26 protein-coding genes are annotated in these 16599 nt (G+C 56.0%); all 26 read left to right on the top strand.

The annotated features are described in order from the left end of the window. Positions 1-21 precede the first annotated feature (21 nt). The 26 genes from AINA4_RS00855 to AINA4_RS00980 all read left to right on the top strand — a co-directional run bounded on the left by AINA4_RS00855 (position 22) and on the right by AINA4_RS00980 (position 16591). Positions 22-297 (top strand): hypothetical protein, encoded by a 276-nt coding sequence (locus AINA4_RS00855; protein ID WP_281787121.1) that lies wholly within the window; start codon positions 22-24, stop codon positions 295-297. A 167-nt stretch (positions 298-464) separates the two neighbouring features. Continuing rightward, positions 465-1955: an amino acid permease gene (locus AINA4_RS00860; RefSeq protein WP_281787122.1), complete on the top strand. Its 1491-nt coding sequence runs from the start codon at positions 465-467 to the stop codon at positions 1953-1955. Between the two features lie 75 nt (positions 1956-2030). Then, positions 2031-2927 (top strand): cytochrome b/b6 domain-containing protein, encoded by an 897-nt coding sequence (locus tag AINA4_RS00865; RefSeq protein WP_281787123.1) that lies wholly within the window; start codon positions 2031-2033, stop codon positions 2925-2927. Between the two features lie 80 nt (positions 2928-3007). Beyond that, positions 3008-4660, top strand: coding sequence for a SulP family inorganic anion transporter (locus AINA4_RS00870; RefSeq protein WP_281787124.1), 1653 nt, complete (start codon positions 3008-3010; stop codon positions 4658-4660). Between the two features lie 360 nt (positions 4661-5020). After that, the gene (gene rpsJ / locus AINA4_RS00875; protein ID WP_030147986.1) at positions 5021-5329 is read left to right on the top strand and encodes a 30S ribosomal protein S10; all 309 of its coding nucleotides are present in this window, start codon (positions 5021-5023) and stop codon (positions 5327-5329) included. Between the two features lie 8 nt (positions 5330-5337). Beyond that, complete coding sequence (gene rplC, locus AINA4_RS00880; protein WP_280799368.1) at positions 5338-5994, top strand: 50S ribosomal protein L3; 657 nt, start codon at positions 5338-5340, stop codon at positions 5992-5994. Positions 5995-5997: 3 nt separating this feature from the next. After that, positions 5998-6645 (top strand): 50S ribosomal protein L4, encoded by a 648-nt coding sequence (rplD, locus tag AINA4_RS00885; RefSeq protein WP_280799367.1) that lies wholly within the window; start codon positions 5998-6000, stop codon positions 6643-6645. After that, positions 6645-6950: a 50S ribosomal protein L23 gene (rplW, locus tag AINA4_RS00890; protein WP_096382550.1), complete on the top strand. Its 306-nt coding sequence runs from the start codon at positions 6645-6647 to the stop codon at positions 6948-6950. Before rplD ends, rplW begins: the two co-directional genes overlap by 1 nt. A gap of 25 nt (positions 6951-6975) precedes the next feature. Next, positions 6976-7812, top strand: a complete 837-nt coding sequence (rplB, locus tag AINA4_RS00895) for a 50S ribosomal protein L2 (protein ID WP_096382548.1) — start codon at positions 6976-6978, stop codon at positions 7810-7812. Between the two features lie 15 nt (positions 7813-7827). Beyond that, positions 7828-8109: a 30S ribosomal protein S19 gene (gene rpsS / locus AINA4_RS00900; protein WP_096382546.1), complete on the top strand. Its 282-nt coding sequence runs from the start codon at positions 7828-7830 to the stop codon at positions 8107-8109. Between the two features lie 25 nt (positions 8110-8134). After that, positions 8135-8530 (top strand): 50S ribosomal protein L22, encoded by a 396-nt coding sequence (rplV, locus tag AINA4_RS00905; RefSeq protein ID WP_114128466.1) that lies wholly within the window; start codon positions 8135-8137, stop codon positions 8528-8530. Continuing rightward, positions 8530-9285 (top strand): 30S ribosomal protein S3, encoded by a 756-nt coding sequence (gene rpsC, locus AINA4_RS00910; protein WP_096382541.1) that lies wholly within the window; start codon positions 8530-8532, stop codon positions 9283-9285. The genes rplV and rpsC overlap by 1 nt, the downstream gene beginning before the upstream one ends. A gap of 2 nt (positions 9286-9287) precedes the next feature. After that, a complete protein-coding gene (gene rplP, locus AINA4_RS00915) occupies positions 9288-9707 on the top strand; it encodes a 50S ribosomal protein L16 (protein WP_096382539.1) in 420 nt (139 codons plus the stop codon). After that, positions 9707-10009, top strand: a complete 303-nt coding sequence (gene rpmC / locus AINA4_RS00920; protein WP_096382536.1) for a 50S ribosomal protein L29 — start codon at positions 9707-9709, stop codon at positions 10007-10009. The genes rplP and rpmC overlap by 1 nt, the downstream gene beginning before the upstream one ends. Then, positions 10009-10305 (top strand): 30S ribosomal protein S17, encoded by a 297-nt coding sequence (gene rpsQ, locus AINA4_RS00925; protein ID WP_114128467.1) that lies wholly within the window; start codon positions 10009-10011, stop codon positions 10303-10305. Before rpmC ends, rpsQ begins: the two co-directional genes overlap by 1 nt. Positions 10306-10336: 31 nt before the next feature. Continuing rightward, a complete protein-coding gene (gene rplN / locus AINA4_RS00930) occupies positions 10337-10705 on the top strand; it encodes a 50S ribosomal protein L14 (protein ID WP_096382532.1) in 369 nt (122 codons plus the stop codon). 2 nt (positions 10706-10707) lie between these two features. Further along, entirely contained in the window at positions 10708-11067 is a 360-nt protein-coding gene (gene rplX / locus AINA4_RS00935; RefSeq protein ID WP_281787125.1) for a 50S ribosomal protein L24, read from the top strand. After that, complete coding sequence (rplE, locus tag AINA4_RS00940) at positions 11067-11654, top strand: 50S ribosomal protein L5 (protein ID WP_096382527.1); 588 nt, start codon at positions 11067-11069, stop codon at positions 11652-11654. Before rplX ends, rplE begins: the two co-directional genes overlap by 1 nt. A 60-nt stretch (positions 11655-11714) precedes the next feature. After that, positions 11715-12113: a 30S ribosomal protein S8 gene (gene rpsH, locus AINA4_RS00945; RefSeq protein ID WP_114128470.1), complete on the top strand. Its 399-nt coding sequence runs from the start codon at positions 11715-11717 to the stop codon at positions 12111-12113. A gap of 6 nt (positions 12114-12119) precedes the next feature. After that, the gene (gene rplF, locus AINA4_RS00950) at positions 12120-12656 is read left to right on the top strand and encodes a 50S ribosomal protein L6 (protein ID WP_096382523.1); all 537 of its coding nucleotides are present in this window, start codon (positions 12120-12122) and stop codon (positions 12654-12656) included. Between the two features lie 2 nt (positions 12657-12658). Next, a complete protein-coding gene (gene rplR, locus AINA4_RS00955; protein WP_096382520.1) occupies positions 12659-13030 on the top strand; it encodes a 50S ribosomal protein L18 in 372 nt (123 codons plus the stop codon). Between the two features lie 41 nt (positions 13031-13071). Further along, positions 13072-13701, top strand: coding sequence for a 30S ribosomal protein S5 (rpsE, locus tag AINA4_RS00960; RefSeq protein ID WP_256372996.1), 630 nt, complete (start codon positions 13072-13074; stop codon positions 13699-13701). After that, positions 13701-13886: a 50S ribosomal protein L30 gene (rpmD, locus tag AINA4_RS00965; protein ID WP_280797974.1), complete on the top strand. Its 186-nt coding sequence runs from the start codon at positions 13701-13703 to the stop codon at positions 13884-13886. The genes rpsE and rpmD overlap by 1 nt, the downstream gene beginning before the upstream one ends. After that, the gene (rplO, locus tag AINA4_RS00970) at positions 13886-14590 is read left to right on the top strand and encodes a 50S ribosomal protein L15 (protein ID WP_281787126.1); all 705 of its coding nucleotides are present in this window, start codon (positions 13886-13888) and stop codon (positions 14588-14590) included. The genes rpmD and rplO overlap by 1 nt, the downstream gene beginning before the upstream one ends. Before the next feature lie 91 nt (positions 14591-14681). Next, the gene (gene secY / locus AINA4_RS00975; protein WP_281787127.1) at positions 14682-16004 is read left to right on the top strand and encodes a preprotein translocase subunit SecY; all 1323 of its coding nucleotides are present in this window, start codon (positions 14682-14684) and stop codon (positions 16002-16004) included. Then, on the top strand, positions 16004-16591 hold the full coding sequence (locus AINA4_RS00980) for an adenylate kinase (protein WP_281787128.1): 588 nt from the start codon (positions 16004-16006) through the stop codon (positions 16589-16591). The genes secY and AINA4_RS00980 overlap by 1 nt, the downstream gene beginning before the upstream one ends. The last annotated feature ends 8 nt before the right edge of the window (positions 16592-16599 follow it).

The following is a 16599-nucleotide window of genomic DNA, read 5'->3' on the forward strand; positions in this document are numbered from 1 at the left end:
CTCTTTTGGTAGCTTTGTTCCATGAGTTTGACTGAGCTACTGACCTGGGTTGGGGTTATCGCCCTCGTGATCTTCGTGATCTCATATCCCGCTCAGCGCCGATACAAAAAGCTCGGTAAGAAACCTTCCGGAGGAGCAGCCGGTGCCTTTGCGGTGATGGATGAGCTCTTTCACCCCAGCGCCCGTGAGCCTCGAATTGTCGCTGAGGAACAGGCAGAAGCCAGAGCACCAATGCCTTCAGCCGATGACAAACCATTTGACGACAATCGGATCGTCATCACGCTCCCACCAAAGTAACCTCGCTGTTCATCGCGACAAAGCGGGCAATCTACCAACAGTTGACGAAATATCGATGATATTTGGGACTGGCGTTGCGTGCTTTCTGGGAATAGCCTGATTCCCAGCACGCCGTTGTGCAGCCTCGAATCAGGACCGCACTGAGCGTGAAAACCGAAAGGTCTCGCATGTCGCAGTCCGTTTCACAAACGCACCAAGACGATGATGCGCATCTGAAAGCCCTGGGTTACCAGACAAGTTATTCACGCACCATGTCACTCTGGGGGAACATCGCTCTCGGATTCACGTACCTGTCTCCGTTGGTTGCGATTTATTCACTGTTCGCTCTTGCCGTCTCCACCGGTGGTCCGCCGTCCATGTGGTGGATTGTCATTGTGGCAGCAGGTCAGCTTCTGGTTGCACTGGTGTTTGGCGAAATTGTCTCCCAATTCCCGATCGCGGGCGGACTCTATCCGTGGGCTAGGCGACTGTGGGGGAAGAGATATGCCTGGCTGATTTCATGGATTTATGTCTGGGCAATGCTGGTAACTATCACCGCAGTTATCGAGTTCAGCACCGGCTATGCGATGGAGATCTTTGGTGTTGAAGTGACACCAGAATCAACTCTGGCATTTGCTATCGGTATTTTGCTTGTGGCGCTGTTACTCAACCTGGGCGGCACCAAGACCATGTCACGAATTGCACGTATTGGTCTTGCTGCCGAACTGGTCGGTGTTGTCGGCGTCGGTCTTTTCCTTCTAATCTTTGAACGCAAGAATGACTGGTCTGTATTCTTTGACACCTTCGGCAAAGGTGACGGGGACTACATGACAGCCTTTGTTGCCTCGGCATTGGTTGGTCTGTTTATGTTCTACGGTTTCGAAGCCTGCGGTGACGTTGCTGAAGAAGTGAGCAACCCTGGTCGACGTATTCCGAAGGCAATGTATTTGACGATTTTCGTTGGTGCAGTTTCGGCACTGATGTCCTTCGCTGGATATGTCATGGCAGCACCTAACCTGATCAGCATTGTCAACGGGGAAGACATGAATCCGATACCTGCCATTTTGGAATCGTCTCTCGGTGTTGTCGGCGCCAAGATCTTCGTGGGTGTTGCTGTGCTTGCATTCATCTCGTGTATTTTGAGCCTGCAAGCAGCCGCAAGCCGCTTGATCCAGTCCAAGGCACGTGATGGCATGCTTCCTGCAAGTGCGTGGTTGGCCAAGCTCACTCCTCGCACCAAGGTGCCACGCAACGCGCTGTTTGTTGCCAGTGTGATCCCCATCATTTTGGCCATTGTGATTTATGCAATGCCTGACACCCTGGTTCCCATCACCGCCTTTGCAGTGCTAGGAATTTACATCGCGTTCCAAGCTGTGGTTTTGGCTTCGTTGGTTCAGCGCTTCAAAGGCTGGAAGCCTGCAGGTCAATTCCAGCTTGGCGCGTGGGGCATGGTCATCAACATCGCTGCACTGGCATATGGCATTTGGGCAATCCTGTGGTTGCTTCAGCCTGGAGCCAGCGGCAACTTTGTTGCGGACTGGGCTTCGTGGCTTGGTTTAGGCGTGGTTCTCGTGGCGGGCATTTTGTATATGCTCATCGCCCGTCCTGCTTCTAAGTCTGATGCTCCTGCTGGGGATGCCATTGAGGTGGCAAACCAGATGAGAGCAGCAGCGAAGTAGTTCACTCGCGTAATCGAAGTTGTGGGCTCCGGCAATTAGCCGGGGCCCACACTCGTTCACGGTAGATTTGGGGGTGTGAGTGTGCAGCGTAAACAGCTAGTCGGCTACAGTGCCGTTGCTCTGGTGATACTTGCTGCGCTCATCCTGATAGCGCAGTGGCTGCGCACACTTCCTGAGGTGGAACGTTTTCTCACCACATATCCGGGAACGACACCACTACCCGAAAATGCTCCCGTGGGGATTCCCGCCTGGTTGGCCTGGCAGCACTTTTTGAATTTCTTCTTCCTGTTGTTTGTCATCCGCACGGGGTGGATTATTCGCTCCAAAAAGCGCCCTCCTGCTTTTTGGACTCCCACGAAGTTTCGTCTGAATAAGAACGCACCAGCTCAGCGCATGGGGTTGTATCACTGGTTCCATATCCAGATGGATTTCTTGTGGGTGCTCAATGGTGTGATCTTTATCGTGTTGCTTTTTGTCACCGGGCAGTGGATGCGTATCGTTCCCACATCGTGGGACGTGTTCCCGAACGCCCTCTCGGCAGGCCTGCAATATGCGTCTCTAGATTGGCCCAGCGATAACGCGTGGGTGAATTACAACAGCCTGCAGGTGTTGGCCTATTTCCTCACTGTCTTTATTGCCGCACCGATTGCAATTAAGACCGGCCTACGGCTGTCGCCGCTGTGGCCGAAAGAGGGCTGGATGCACCGCGTGTTCCCCGAGAAGCTTGCTAGGTCCCTGCACGTGATCGTGTTGTTCTATTTCTTTGTCTTCATCGTCGTGCATGTCACCCTCGTCTTCACTACGGGTGCTCTGCGTAATCTCAACATCATGTTTGCCGGCAATGATGGAACTTCGTGGCTGGGAGCAGGAATCTTTGCACTCTCGGTTGTGGCGATGGTGATTGGCTGGCTGCTGATGCGTCCCAGCATCCTCAAACCCATTGCTGCATTTTCTGGAAAAGTCCAAGGCTAAGCCCTTCCCCCTCAGCGGAAGAGGGTGTGCGGTGAAAAGGCAACAACAGGAATAGTCTTTCTGGCATGTGGGCGACATTGATGTCTCTACTGCCGAACCGCGCAGACTATGCCGCCTTGCCTCGTACCTGGAAATCAGATCTGCTTGCCGGTCTCACCGTCGGTATCGTTGCCCTGCCGCTCGCTCTCGCATTCGGAGTGAGCTCAGGTGTGGGGGCTGAAGCCGGATTGATCACGGCAGTAGTTGCAGGGTTTATTGCCGCCGTCTTTGGCGGCTCCAATGTTCAAGTCTCGGGTCCCACCGGGGCCATGGTGGTGGTCCTGGCGCCGATTGTGGCCAATCACGGTGTTGCCTCGATTGTGATTGTTGGCTTGTTGGCTGGGGTGTTTGTTCTCGTGATGGGAATCTTCCGACTAGGCAGGGCAATCAGCTTCATTCCCTGGCCAGTCATCGAAGGCTTCACGCTCGGAATTGCGGTCATCATTTTCTTGCAGCAAATTCCTGCTGCGGTGGGCTCGCCTGAATTCGCGGAATCACCAAGTGCACTGATTTCTGCGTGGAATGCCATCGTTGCAAGCAACCTTAACCTCGCGCTGTGGTCTCTGGGTGTGGTGTTACTGGTTGCCCTCATGATGGTTGCTGTTCCCAAGGTGCTGCCGGTTGTTCCCGGTTCCATCGTGGCGATAGTGGTGGTCACTCTGGTGGCTGAAATCACCGGCTCACCCCTGCAGCGTATTGGTGAACTTCCCAGCTCCCTGCCGCTTCCGGCCCTGCCGGACTTCGCAGGCATCTCCGCGGGGGAGTTGATTGTTCCTGCGCTCGCCGTGGCAGCTCTAGCGACAATAGAGTCTTTGCTCTCGGCACGCGTGGCAGCCTCGATGGCGAATACCGGACTGTTTAACCCCAACCGCGAACTCATCGGTCAAGGCTTGGCTTCGGTCGGGTCAGCGCTCTTTGGTGGCATGCCTGCCACCGGAGCGATTGCCCGCACCGCTGTTAATGTGCGTTCAGGTGCCCAGACCCGCATGGCAGCAATCGTGCACTCGGTGGTGTTGTTGGCCGTGGTCTATATCTCAACCGGTCCCGTCTCGAGGATTCCACTGGCCGCGCTTGCCGGGGTGCTCATGGTGACGGCGGTGCGGATGGTTCCCAACCGAGCTGCATGGAAGATTTTGCGCAGCACCAAACATGATGCGGCAATCTTTATTGCCACCGCGGTGATTACCGTTGCTCTTGATCTGATCGAAGCGGTCGTCGTGGGGATTCTGGTGACAGTGCTGTTCTCCATACGAGCACTCATCATGCGGGGCAAGGTTCATCAGGTTGAACTACCCGGACCTCCTGTTTTTGGAGATGACCGCATTGCACTATTTCGGATAGAGGGAGCACTGTACTTTGGTGTGGCCGACAAGATTCATGAACAAGTCACGACTCATCCTGATGTGACCGTGGTGATTATTCAGCTCTCGGGTGTGCAATTCCTCGATGCCACCGGCGCACAGATATTGGCAGAGATCGTTACTCAGCTCGAACGCGACGGCAAAACCGCCATCATCAAAGGAATTCCTCAGCAACACCGAGAACTCATTACCCGCGTGGGAGTGCTGGGACAACTGCGTCATCCCAACCATGTGTTTGATAATTTAGAACTCGCGATTGCTCACGCACGCTCGCATATAACACGTGAAGACGCGGCGGCGGCGGAAGGTCGTCCACGGCCCTTCTTCAGTTGAGGTAACTGTGGCGTGTTTGTAGGGCAAAGCCCTCGACACGCCCGGGTTGCACTCCGGTTGTAAAGTGTGGCAGACTCTTCAAGTTCGACATTTTCTGCCCTTGTGCAGAAATCACTACCCTGGCAGTGCATAACGACGGAATATTCCGATCACGTTAGGCCGCAGGTAGAGAACATCGCCAAAGCTCTCAGCTGAGCCTGGGGTAACCCAGACTTTGCCGTGTTCGCGCGGGAGAGAGCCCAAGCACATTGACATGTAAACAGTGGTGCGACACCTAAAAGTAGAGTGCCAGCGTTTTAACGCGATGCGTCCAATGCGGTCCCGAGGCTGTACGACGCACTGAATGAAAGAGAGAGTCACATGGCGGGACAAAAGATCCGCATTCGACTTAAGTCATATGACCACGAGGTCATTGACTCCTCGGCGCGCAAGATTGTTGACACAGTAACCCGTGCGGGTGCAACTGTTGTCGGCCCTGTGCCCCTTCCTACCGAGAAGAACGTAGTTTGTGTAATCCGTTCTCCTCACAAGTACAAGGACAGCCGCGAGCACTTTGAGATGCGCACCCACAAGCGTTTGATCGACATCGTCGACCCCACGCCTAAGGCTGTTGACTCGCTCATGCGCCTTGACCTTCCTGCTGACGTCAACATTGAGATCAAGCTCTAGGGGACGACATGGCAAACGCAACTAAGACTGTTAAAGGTCTGCTGGGCAAGAAGCTTGGCATGACCCAGGTATGGGATGAGAACAACAAGCTTGTTCCCGTCACCGTTATCGAAATCACTCCTAACGTGGTTACTCAGCTGCGCACCACTGAGAAAGACGGCTACGAAGCTGTTCAGATCGCCGGTGGCGCTATTGACCCACGCAAGGTAAACAAGCCTGCAACCGGTCACTTCGAGAAGGCCGGAGTTACTCCTCGCCGTCACGTGACCGAAGTTCGCACCCCTGACGCATCCTCCTACTCCGTAGGCCAGGAACTCACCGTTGACTCCACCTTCGAAGCCGGCCAGAAGGTTGACGTCGTCGGAACAAGCAAGGGTAAGGGTTTTGCCGGTGTTATGAAGCGTCACAACTTCGCTGGTGTTTCTGCATCTCACGGTGCACACCGTAACCACCGTAAGCCTGGTTCTATCGGTGCTTCGTCGACCCCTAGCCGCGTCTTCAAGGGCATGCGCATGGCCGGTCGCATGGGTGGAGAGCGCGTCACCGTGCTCAACCTCAAGGTTCACGCAGTAGACGCAGAGAAGGGCCTCTTGCTCGTCAAGGGAGCTGTTCCTGGTGCACGTGGCCGCCTCGTATTCGTTCGCAACGCAGTGAAGGGGGCGTAGTCCATGGCTACCGTTACCACTCTCGACGTCGTTGACCTCAAGGGCAAGAAGGCAGGCTCTGTTGAGCTTCCTGCTGAGCTCTTTGACGTTACCGTCAACGTCCCACTGATCCACCAGGTTGTCGTCGCTCAGCTTGCTGCTGCCCGTCAGGGTACGCACAAGGTCAAGGGCCGCGGCGAAGTTTCTGGTGCAGGTCGCAAGCCTTTCAAGCAGAAGGGAACCGGTCGCGCTCGTCAGGGCTCGATCCGTGCTCCTCACATGACCGGTGGTGGCATCGTGCATGGACCCGTGCCACGTAGCTACGCACAGCGCACCCCCAAGAAGATGATCGCTGCAGCTCTGCTCGGTGCTCTCTCTGACCGCGCTCGCGGTGGACGTATTCACGCTGTGACTGCATTTGGTGAGAAGACCCCTTCCACCAAGGTTGCATCTGAGTTCTTGAACACCATCGCTTCGAGCAAGAACGTACTCATCGTTCTTGACCGCAACGATGACCTGTCGCTCAAGAGCGTTCGCAACCTGCCTAACGTTCACGTTCTGAACTCAGACCAGCTGAACGCTTACGACGTGCTCGTCTCTGACGACATCGTGTTCACTCAGGAAGCAATTACTTCCTTCGTGAACAGCAAGAAGAAGGAAGAGGCCAAGTAATGACTAACGCAGCTTGGAACAAAGACCCACGCGATGTTGTCATCGCTCCGGTTGTCTCCGAAAAGAGCTACGGTCTGATCGACGAGGGTAAGTACACCTTCCTGGTTGACCCTCGCTCCAACAAGACCGAGATCAAGCTCGCTATCGAGAAGATCTTCTCGGTTGAGGTTGCTTCCATCAACACCCTGAACCGTCAGGGTAAGACCCGCCGTACCAAGTTTGGAATGGGTAAGCGCAAGGACACCAAGCGCGCCATTGTCACTCTGAAGTCCGGTTCCATCGACATCTTTACGGCCGTTGGCTAAGCGGAACGGATAAAGAGGATTAATCATGGCTATTCGTAAGTACAAGCCCACAACCCCGGGCCGTCGTGGCTCGAGCGTTGCGGACTTCGCTGAAATTACCCGTTCGACTCCTGAAAAGTCGTTGCTTCGCCCCCTGTCTAAGACCGGTGGCCGTAACAACCAGGGTCGCATCACTACCCGTCACATCGGTGGTGGCCACAAGCGCCAGTACCGCGTTATCGACTTCCGTCGTAACGACAAGGACGGCGTATTGGCCAAGGTCGCTCACATTGAGTACGACCCCAACCGCACCGCACGTATTGCACTGCTCCACTTTGTTGATGGCACCAAGCGTTACATCTTGGCTCCCAACAAGCTGAGCCAGGGTGACTTCGTTGAGTCCGGCCCCAGCGCCGACATCAAGCCAGGTAACAACCTGCCTTTGAAGAACATCCCGACCGGTACCGTTATCCACGCGATCGAGCTCAAGCCCGGTGGCGGAGCAAAGATGGCGCGTTCGGCTGGTGCATCTGTTCGTCTCGTTGCTAAGGATGGCCCCTACGCGCAGCTTCGTCTGCCTTCGGGTGAAATCCGCAACGTTGATGCTCGTTGCCGCGCCACCATTGGTGAAGTTGGTAACGCAGAGCAGTCCAACATCAACTGGGGTAAAGCAGGCCGTATGCGTTGGAAGGGCGTTCGCCCAACCGTTCGTGGTGTTGCTATGAACCCAGTCGACCACCCACACGGTGGTGGTGAGGGTAAGACCTCCGGTGGTCGTCACCCTGTCAGCCCCTGGGGTCAGAAGGAAGGCCGCACACGCCGTCCTAACCAGGAAAGCGACAAGCTCATCGTCCGTCGTCGTACCGTCGGCAAGAAGCGCTAGTAGGAGTTTAAGAAGATGCCACGCAGTCTTAAGAAGGGCCCCTTCGTTGACGAGCACCTGCTTCGCAAGGTTGTTCGCCAGAACGAGGCCAACACAAAGAACGTAATCAAGACCTGGTCGCGTCGATCGATGATCATCCCCGCGATGCTCGGTCACACGATTGCAGTTCACGACGGTCGCAAGCACATTCCTGTGTTCGTTACCGAAACCATGGTTGGCCACAAGCTTGGTGAATTTGCACCAACTCGTACCTTCCGTGGCCACGTGAAGGATGACAAGAAGGGCCGTCGCCGTTAATCGCGGTGACGAGAAGGAGTAGAAAATGGTGGAGTCAGTCGCACGCGTGCGTCACATCCGCGTTACCCCGATGAAGGCCCGACGCGTTGTAAACCTCATCCGTGGAAAGCAGGCTCACGAAGCTCTCGCGATTCTGAAGTTCGCACCTCAGACCGCATCCGAGCCCGTATACAAGCTTGTTGCTTCGGCAATCGCTAACGCTCGCGTCAAGGCAGATGCGTCTAACGCATTCCTCGACGAGCAGGACCTCTTCGTTTCAGCAGCTTTTGTTGACGAGGGTGCAACCCTGAAGCGTTTCCGTCCCCGTGCACAGGGTCGCGCATTCAAGATCTTGAAGCGCACCAGCCACATCACTGTCGTACTTGCTACCCCCGACGAGCTCGAGGTTGCTGGCAAGGCTGCGAAGAAGGAGGCCAAGTAATGGGCCAAAAAGTAAACCCCTACGGCTTCCGTCTGGGAATCACCACTGACCACGTGTCACGTTGGTTCTCCGACAGCACGAAGAAGGGTCAGCGTTACGCCGACTTCGTGACTGAGGACGTCAAGATCCGTCACATGCTCAGCGAGACCCTCGACCGTGCAGGTGTTGCACGTATCGAGATCGAGCGCACCCGTGACCGCGTTCGCGTCGACATTCACACTGCCCGTCCCGGCATTGTGATCGGTCGCCGTGGCGCCGAGGCAGAGCGTATCCGCGCTGACCTCGAAAAGCTCACTGGTAAGCAGATCCAGCTCAACATCCTCGAGGTGAAGAACCCTGAGGCTGAAGCTCAGCTGGTAGCTCAGGGTATTGCTGAGCAGCTTGCAGGTCGTGTGGCTTTCCGTCGCGCAATGCGTAAGGGCCTTCAGGGCGCTCAGCGCGCTGGCGCCAAGGGTATTCGTATCCAGGTGTCCGGTCGTCTGGGTGGCGCTGAAATGAGCCGCTCCGAGTTCTACCGTGAAGGCCGTGTGCCACTGCACACCCTCCGCGCGAACATCGACTACGGCTTCTACGAGGCCAAGACCACCTTCGGCCGCATTGGTGTGAAGGTATGGATTTACAAGGGCGACATCACCAACAAGGAGCTTGCTCGCGAGCAGGCAAACCAGAAGAGTGTCCGTCCCGAGCGTAGCGACCGTCCACGCCGTGCCCCTAAGGCAGAGGCTGCAGCGGTTCCAGCAGGAGTTGAGGCATAACCATGTTGATTCCACGTCGTGTAAAGCACCGTAAGCAGCACCACCCCGGCCGTTCCGGCCAGGCAACTGGTGGCACCAAGGTTTCCTTCGGTGAATTCGGTATCCAGGCACTGACCCCCGCCTATGTGACCAACCGTCAGATCGAGTCCGCTCGTATCGCGATGACCCGTCACATCAAGCGTGGTGGAAAGGTTTGGATCAACATCTACCCTGACCGTCCTCTGACCAAGAAGCCAGCTGAAACTCGTATGGGTTCCGGTAAGGGTTCACCAGAGTGGTGGGTAGCTAACGTCAAGCCAGGCCGCGTCCTCTTCGAGCTCAGCGGTGTGAACGAGACCATTGCTCGTGAAGCAATGACTCGTGCAATTCACAAGCTGCCCCTCAAGGCACGCATCATCAAGCGCGAGGAGGGAGACGCATAATGGCTGTCGGATCCAAGGAGCTTCGTCCCAACGAACTCGACACTTTTGACAACGAGCGCCTCGTAGAAGAGCTCCGTAAGGCAAAGGAAGAGCTGTTCAACCTGCGCTTCCAGTCTGCTACCGGTCAGCTCGAAAGCCACGGACGCCTCCGTGCTGTCAAGCGCGATATCGCACGCATCTACACGGTTCTCCGTGAGCGCGAGCTCGGTATTCGTGCAACGCCTGCTGTAGCAGCTGCTCCAGCTAAGGCTGAGAAGAAGACCAAGGCCGCTAAGGCCGAGACCGCGGAGGAGACCGAATAATGGCTACCGCAAAGGCTAAGAAGGCCGAAGAGACCGAAGTACTCGTTCGCGGGTACCGCAAGGTTCGTCGTGGCTACGTCACCAGCGACAAGATGGACAAGACCATCGTTGTTGAGGTTGAAGACCGCGTGAAGCACCCTCTCTACGGCAAGGTTATTCGCCGCAGCTCGAAGGTGAAGGCTCACGATGAGCTCAACACTGCCGGCATCGGTGACCTGGTTGTTATCAGCGAGACCCGTCCGCTCAGCGCTTCCAAGCGCTGGCGCCTGGTCGAAATCGTCGAGAAGGCTAAGTAGGCCCTGGCCTACTTCGTAAAAGGAGTTAGAAGTGCTTCAGCAAGAATCACGCGTCAAGGTTGCCGACAACACCGGCGCCAAGGAGCTGCTCACGATTCGTGTTCTCGGTGGTTCCGGTCGTCGTTACGCCGGTCTCGGTGACGTTATCGTGGCAACCGTCAAGGACGCTATCCCCGGCGGAAACGTGAAGAAGGGTGACGTCGTTAAGGCTGTCGTCGTTCGTACCGTCAAGTCGACCCGTCGTCCCGACGGTTCCTACATCAAGTTCGATGAGAACGCAGCTGTCATCCTCAAGTCGGATGGCGAGCCTCGCGGTACTCGTATCTTCGGTCCTGTCGGTCGCGAACTGCGCGACAAGAAGTTCATGAAGATTGTTTCATTGGCTCCGGAGGTTATCTAGTCATGGCAAACATCAAGAAGGGTGACCTCGTACAGGTCATCACTGGTCGTAGCCAGGCTCGCGGCGGAGACCGTGGCAAGCAGGGCAAGGTAATTGAGGTTCTCACCGATCGCAACCGCGTCATCGTTGAGGGCGTCAACTACGTAACCAAGCACACCCGCGTTGGCCAGTCTGCCCGCGGCACCAAGACCGGTGGTATCGAGACCGTTGAGGCTTCGATCCACATTTCAAACGTGGCAATTGTTGACCCCTCGACCAAGAAGCCAACTCGCGTTGGTTTCCGCACCGAGACTGTCACCAAGAACGGCGCAAGCAAGACCGTGCGAGTCCGTTACGCCAAGAAGTCAGGTAAGGACCTGTAATGACGAACACCGCAGTAGCTGGCAAAATCCAGCCACGTCTCAAGGCAAAGTACAAGGCAGAACTTCAGCAGGCTCTGGCCACTGAACTCGGCCTGAAGAACGTTCACGAGATCCCAACCCTCACCAAGATCGTGGTGAACATGGGTGTTGGTGAAGCAGCCAAGGATGGAAAGCTCATCGACTTCGCCGTCGCTGACCTGACCGCTATCACTGGCCAGAAGCCTTCGGTAACCAAGGCTCGCAAGTCAATCGCACAGTTCAAGTTGCGTGAAGGTCAGCCCATTGGTGCGCACGTTACCCTCCGTGGTGACCGCATGTGGGAATTCCTCGACCGCACCCTGTCGCTGGCTCTTCCTCGTATCCGTGACTTCCGTGGTCTCTCCGACCGCCAGTTCGACGGACACGGAAACTACACCTTTGGTCTCACCGAGCAGACAATGTTCCACGAGATCAACCAGGACAAGATCGACCGTCCTCGCGGTATGGACATCACTGTTGTGACGACTGCCAAGAACGACACCGAGGGACGCGCATTGCTTCGTGCACTGGGCTTCCCATTCAAGTCGGTAGACACCTCTACCAACTAAGCACCACAGGTCGCCACCCGCGTAACGGATGGCGAAACCTGGTGAAAAAAGGATAAACACATGACAATGACAGATCCGGTCGCAGATATGCTGACCAGACTGCGCAACGCTAACTCGGCACACCACGACTCCGTGTCCATGCCGAACAGCAAGCTCAAGACCGGCATTGCCGAAATCCTCAAGTCTGAGGGTTACATTGCTGGTTGGGAAGTTGCAGATGCACGCGTAGGCAAGACCCTGACACTGAACCTCAAGTACAGTGCAGATCGCCACGCTTCTATCGTCGGCATCAAGCGTGTATCGAAGCCTGGTCTTCGTGTCTACGCAAAGTCGAACGAAATCCCCAAGGTCCTCGGTGGCCTCGGTATCGCCATTCTGTCCACCTCGAGCGGTCTTCTCACTGACCGTGAAGCTGAGAAGAAGGGCGTAGGTGGGGAAGTCCTCGCCTACGTGTGGTAACCGAGAATGTCACGTATTGGTCGTCTTCCTATTGACATCCCTGGTGGTGTAACCGTGACCATTGATGGTCAGGACGTTACTACCAAGGGTCCTAAGGGCGAACTCAAGCTCACCATTTCTGCTCCAATCACTGCTGTGATTGAGGAGAACCAGGTAGTTGTGAGCCGTCCCGATGACGAGCGCAACTCGCGTTCGCTGCACGGTTTGACTCGTACCCTCATCGCTAACCAGATTGTTGGCGTAACCCAGGGCTACGAAAAGGGTCTCGAAGTAGTCGGTACCGGTTACCGCGTTGCTTCTAAGGGCGCTGGTGTTGAGTTTGCTCTTGGCTACTCACACCCCATCACCGTGGAGCCTCCTGCAGGCATCACCTTCACTGTTGAGGGCAACAACAAGCTCATCGTGAGCGGCATCGACAAGCAAGCTGTCGGTGAAGTTGCTGCCAACATTCGTAAGCTGCGCAAGCCAGAGCCATACAAGGGCAAGGGTGTGCGTTACGCCGGCGAAGTTGTTCGCCGCAAGGCTGGAAAGGCTGGTAAGTAGCCATGGCACTCGGAACCCGAGGAAAGTCCAAGTCGGCCGCACGCGACCGCCGTCACGCACGTCTTCGCAAGAAGATCGAAGGAACTGCTGCACGTCCACGTCTGGTCGTCACCCGTTCCGCACGCCACGTATTTGTACAGCTCGTCGACGACTCACAGGGTGTCACCGTTGCTTCGGCATCGACCCTCGAGTCCGACATGCGCACATTCGCTGGTGACAAGACCGCTAAGGCTCGCAAGGTCGGCGAACTCGTCGCTGAGCGTGCAAAGAAGGTTGGAATTGAAGCTGTTGTCTTTGACCGCGGTGGAAACAAGTACGCCGGTCGCGTTGCCGCGATCGCCGATGGAGCTCGAGAGGGTGGATTGAGCCTGTGAGCGAGAACACTGTTAACGAAACTGAAGCTGCAGAAGCAGCTGTGGAGACTGCACTCGTAGACACCACCAACGAGCCTCGTGAGGCTCGCCGTGGTGGCCGTGAGCGCAACCCCAACAAGGATCGCAACCGCGATCGCGACGCTGAGAAGAGCCAGTTCCTCGAGCGCGTCGTTACCATCAACCGTGTATCCAAGGTGGTCAAGGGTGGTCGTCGCTTTAGCTTCACCGCTCTCGTCGTCGTTGGTGACGGTAACGGTATGGTTGGCGTTGGCTACGGTAAGGCGAAGGAAGTTCCCCTCGCTATCTCCAAGGGTGTTGAAGAAGCAAAGAAGGCTTTCTTCCGCGTACCACGCACCGGTAACACCATTCCTCACCCCGTACAGGGCGAGGCTGCTGCCGGTGTTGTACTCCTTCGTCCCGCTGCTGCAGGTACCGGTGTTATCGCCGGTGGTCCAGTGCGTGCCGTACTCGAGTGCGCAGGCATCCACGACGTTCTGAGCAAGTCTCTCGGTTCGTCCAACACCATCAACATTGTTCACGCCACCGTGGAAGCACTGAAGCAGCTCGAAGAGCCTCGCGCAGTAGCAGCACGTCGTGGTCTGGACTTTGACCAGGTTGCTCCTGCACGCCTCGTGCGCGCAGAAGCTGAGGCTGCAAAGGCAGGTGCCTAATGGCTGCTCGTCTAAAGGTCACACAGATCAAGTCCGTAATTAGCGAAAAGCAGAACCAGCGCGACACTCTTCGTAGCCTGGGTCTCAAGCGCATTGGCGACATCGTCGTCAAAGAGGACAGCCCGGTAACTCGCGGATACGTTCGCGCCGTGGCTCACCTCGTCAAGGTCGAGGAGATTGACTAATGGCTGAAGAGAAGAAGGAAGCCGCAAAGAAGGCTCCAGCTGCGAAGGCTGCTGCTCCTAAGGCTGCCGCTGCAAAGGCACCTGCTGCCAAAGCTGCTGCACCTAAGGCTGCTGCAAAGCCAGCTGCAGAAAAGGCTCCTGCTGCAAAGGCTGCTCCTAAGGCTGCCGCTAAGCCAGCTGCTGAGAAGACCGAAGCTCAGGCTGAGGCTCCCAAGGCTGCTGCAGCAAAGAAGCCTGCTGCGAAGAAGGCTGCTGCTGAACCTCGTGAGCACGTCCTCAAGGTGCACCACCTTCGTCCCGCTGAGGGCGCGAAGAAGGCTCGCACCCGCGTAGGCCGTGGTGAAGGTTCTAAGGGTAAGACTGCAGGTCGTGGTACCAAGGGAACGAAGGCTCGTTACCAGGTCAAGATCGGCTTCGAGGGTGGACAGATGCCTCTGCACATGCGCACCCCCAAGCTCCGCGGCTTCAAGAACCCCTTCCGTGTTGAGTACCAGGTTGTGAACCTGGATGCTCTCGCTGAGCTGTACCCCAACGGCGGAGATGTCACAGTAGCTGACCTCGTAGCCAAGGGCGCAGTTCGCAAGAACGAGAAGGTCAAGGTTCTTGGTAACGGCGACATCGCTGTTAAGCTGAACATTGCAGTAGACAAGGTCTCGAGCTCAGCAGAGCAGAAGATCATGGCTGCAGGCGGTTCGATCAAGTAACCACCTGCTGGTTGCGCAAACGTAGCGTTACTGGCTCCCCGCAGGGGGAGCCAGTACGCGTTACAACCCCCAAGATTTACAGGAGTCATTTGTGATTAGTGCAATTGTGCGAATTTTCCGCACTCCAGACTTGCGCCGCAAGATTGGCTTCACGCTGGGAATAATCACCCTGTTCCGTTTGGGATCATTCATCCCCGGACCCTACGTTGATTTTGGCAACGTTCAAAAGTGTCTCAACGCTAACCAAAACACTTCGGGCCTCTATGAGCTCGTCAACCTCTTCTCTGGTGGAGCTCTCCTCCAGTTGAGCATCTTTGCTCTGGGCATCATGCCCTACATCACGGCGTCGATCATCGTGCAGTTGCTGCGCGTAGTGATTCCTCACTTTGAAACGTTGTACAAGGAAGGTCAAGCTGGCCAGTCCAAGCTGACCCAGTACACCCGTTACCTCACCATTGCACTTGGTGTTCTGCAGTCCACCACACTGATCACTGTTGCTCGCTCGGGTGCACTCTTTGGAACCAACTCCACTCCTGAGTGTTCTCAGTTGCTCACCAACGACGCGTGGTACGCCATCTTGCTCATGGTCATCACCCTCACCGCTGGTACTGGTCTGATCATGTGGATGGCTGAACTGGTCACCGAGCGCGGTATCGGTAACGGTATGTCCTTGCTGATCTTCACCTCGATTGCAGCTGGTTTCCCCCGCTCTCTCGGAAACGTTTACAGCGCACGTGGTTTGAACACCCTGTTGATTGTTCTGGCACTGATCTTGGTCGTCATCATCGCCGTTGTCTTCGTGGAGCAGTCACAGCGTCGTATTCCTGTTCAGTACGCCAAGCGTGTTGTGGGACGTCGTACCTACGGTGGTAACAACACGTACATCCCCATTAAGGTCAACATGGCTGGTGTGGTCCCCGTGATCTTCGCTTCCTCACTGTTGTACCTCCCCGCACTGATTGCACAGTTCAACCAGCCTGCAGCTGGTCAGCAGCCTGCGGCATGGGTGACCTGGATTTCTACCTATCTCACGCAGGGTGACCACCCGGTCTACATGCTGATGTTCTTCCTGCTGATTGTGGGCTTCACCTACTTCTATGTCGCCATCACCTTCAACCCTGTTGAGGTTGCCGACAACATGAAGCAATACGGTGGCTTCATCCCCGGTATTCGTGCCGGTCGACCCACTGCCGAATACCTCGACTATGTGCTGACTCGAATCACCTTGCCTGGTTCGTTGTACTTGGGTCTCGTGGCGATTTTGCCACTTATCGTGCTCGCTCTGGCAGGCGCCAGCACCTCCTTCACTTTTGGTGGAACATCTATACTTATCGTTGTAGGTGTCGGGCTGGAGACCGTGAAGCAGATCGATTCACAGTTACAACAGCGCCACTATGAAGGGCTATTGCGATAATGACTGGTACTCGCCTGCTGCTGATTGGACCACCCGGAGCAGGTAAGGGTACACAGGCAGCAATCCTCGCCGAAACATACGGTATTCCCGCTATTTCTACGGGAGATATCTTCCGTGCCAACGTCAAGAACGAGACTCCGTTGGGCCTCGAGGTGAAGGCCATCTTGGCTCGTGGAGAGTATGTTCCAGATTCGCTGACGAACTCTATCGTCGAAGATCGCCTGCACGAAGCAGACGCTGCGAATGGTTTCCTCCTCGACGGATACCCTCGCACCATTGATCAGGTGAACGAGCTCGACCGGATGCTTTCCGCTGACGGGAAGGCTCTGGATGCTGTTGTTCTTATCACTGCGGACACCGATGTTGTGGTGGGCCGTTTGCTTAAGCGTGCTGAAATTGAAGGCCGTGCCGACGACACTGAAGACGTCATCCGTCACCGCATGTCTGTCTATGAGGAGCAGACCGCACCATTAATCGACACCTACTCTGCTCGTGGCATTGTTGTCACCGTTGACGGTCTCGGTGCTGTTGAAGAAGTGACCGGTCGCATCGTTGATGCTCTTGCTGGTGCCGGCGTTCAGGCCTAGAACCACAG

The sequence above is a fragment of the Aurantimicrobium sp. INA4 genome, assembly GCF_027924525.1.
Taxonomy (GTDB): Bacteria; Actinomycetota; Actinomycetes; order Actinomycetales; family Microbacteriaceae; genus Aurantimicrobium.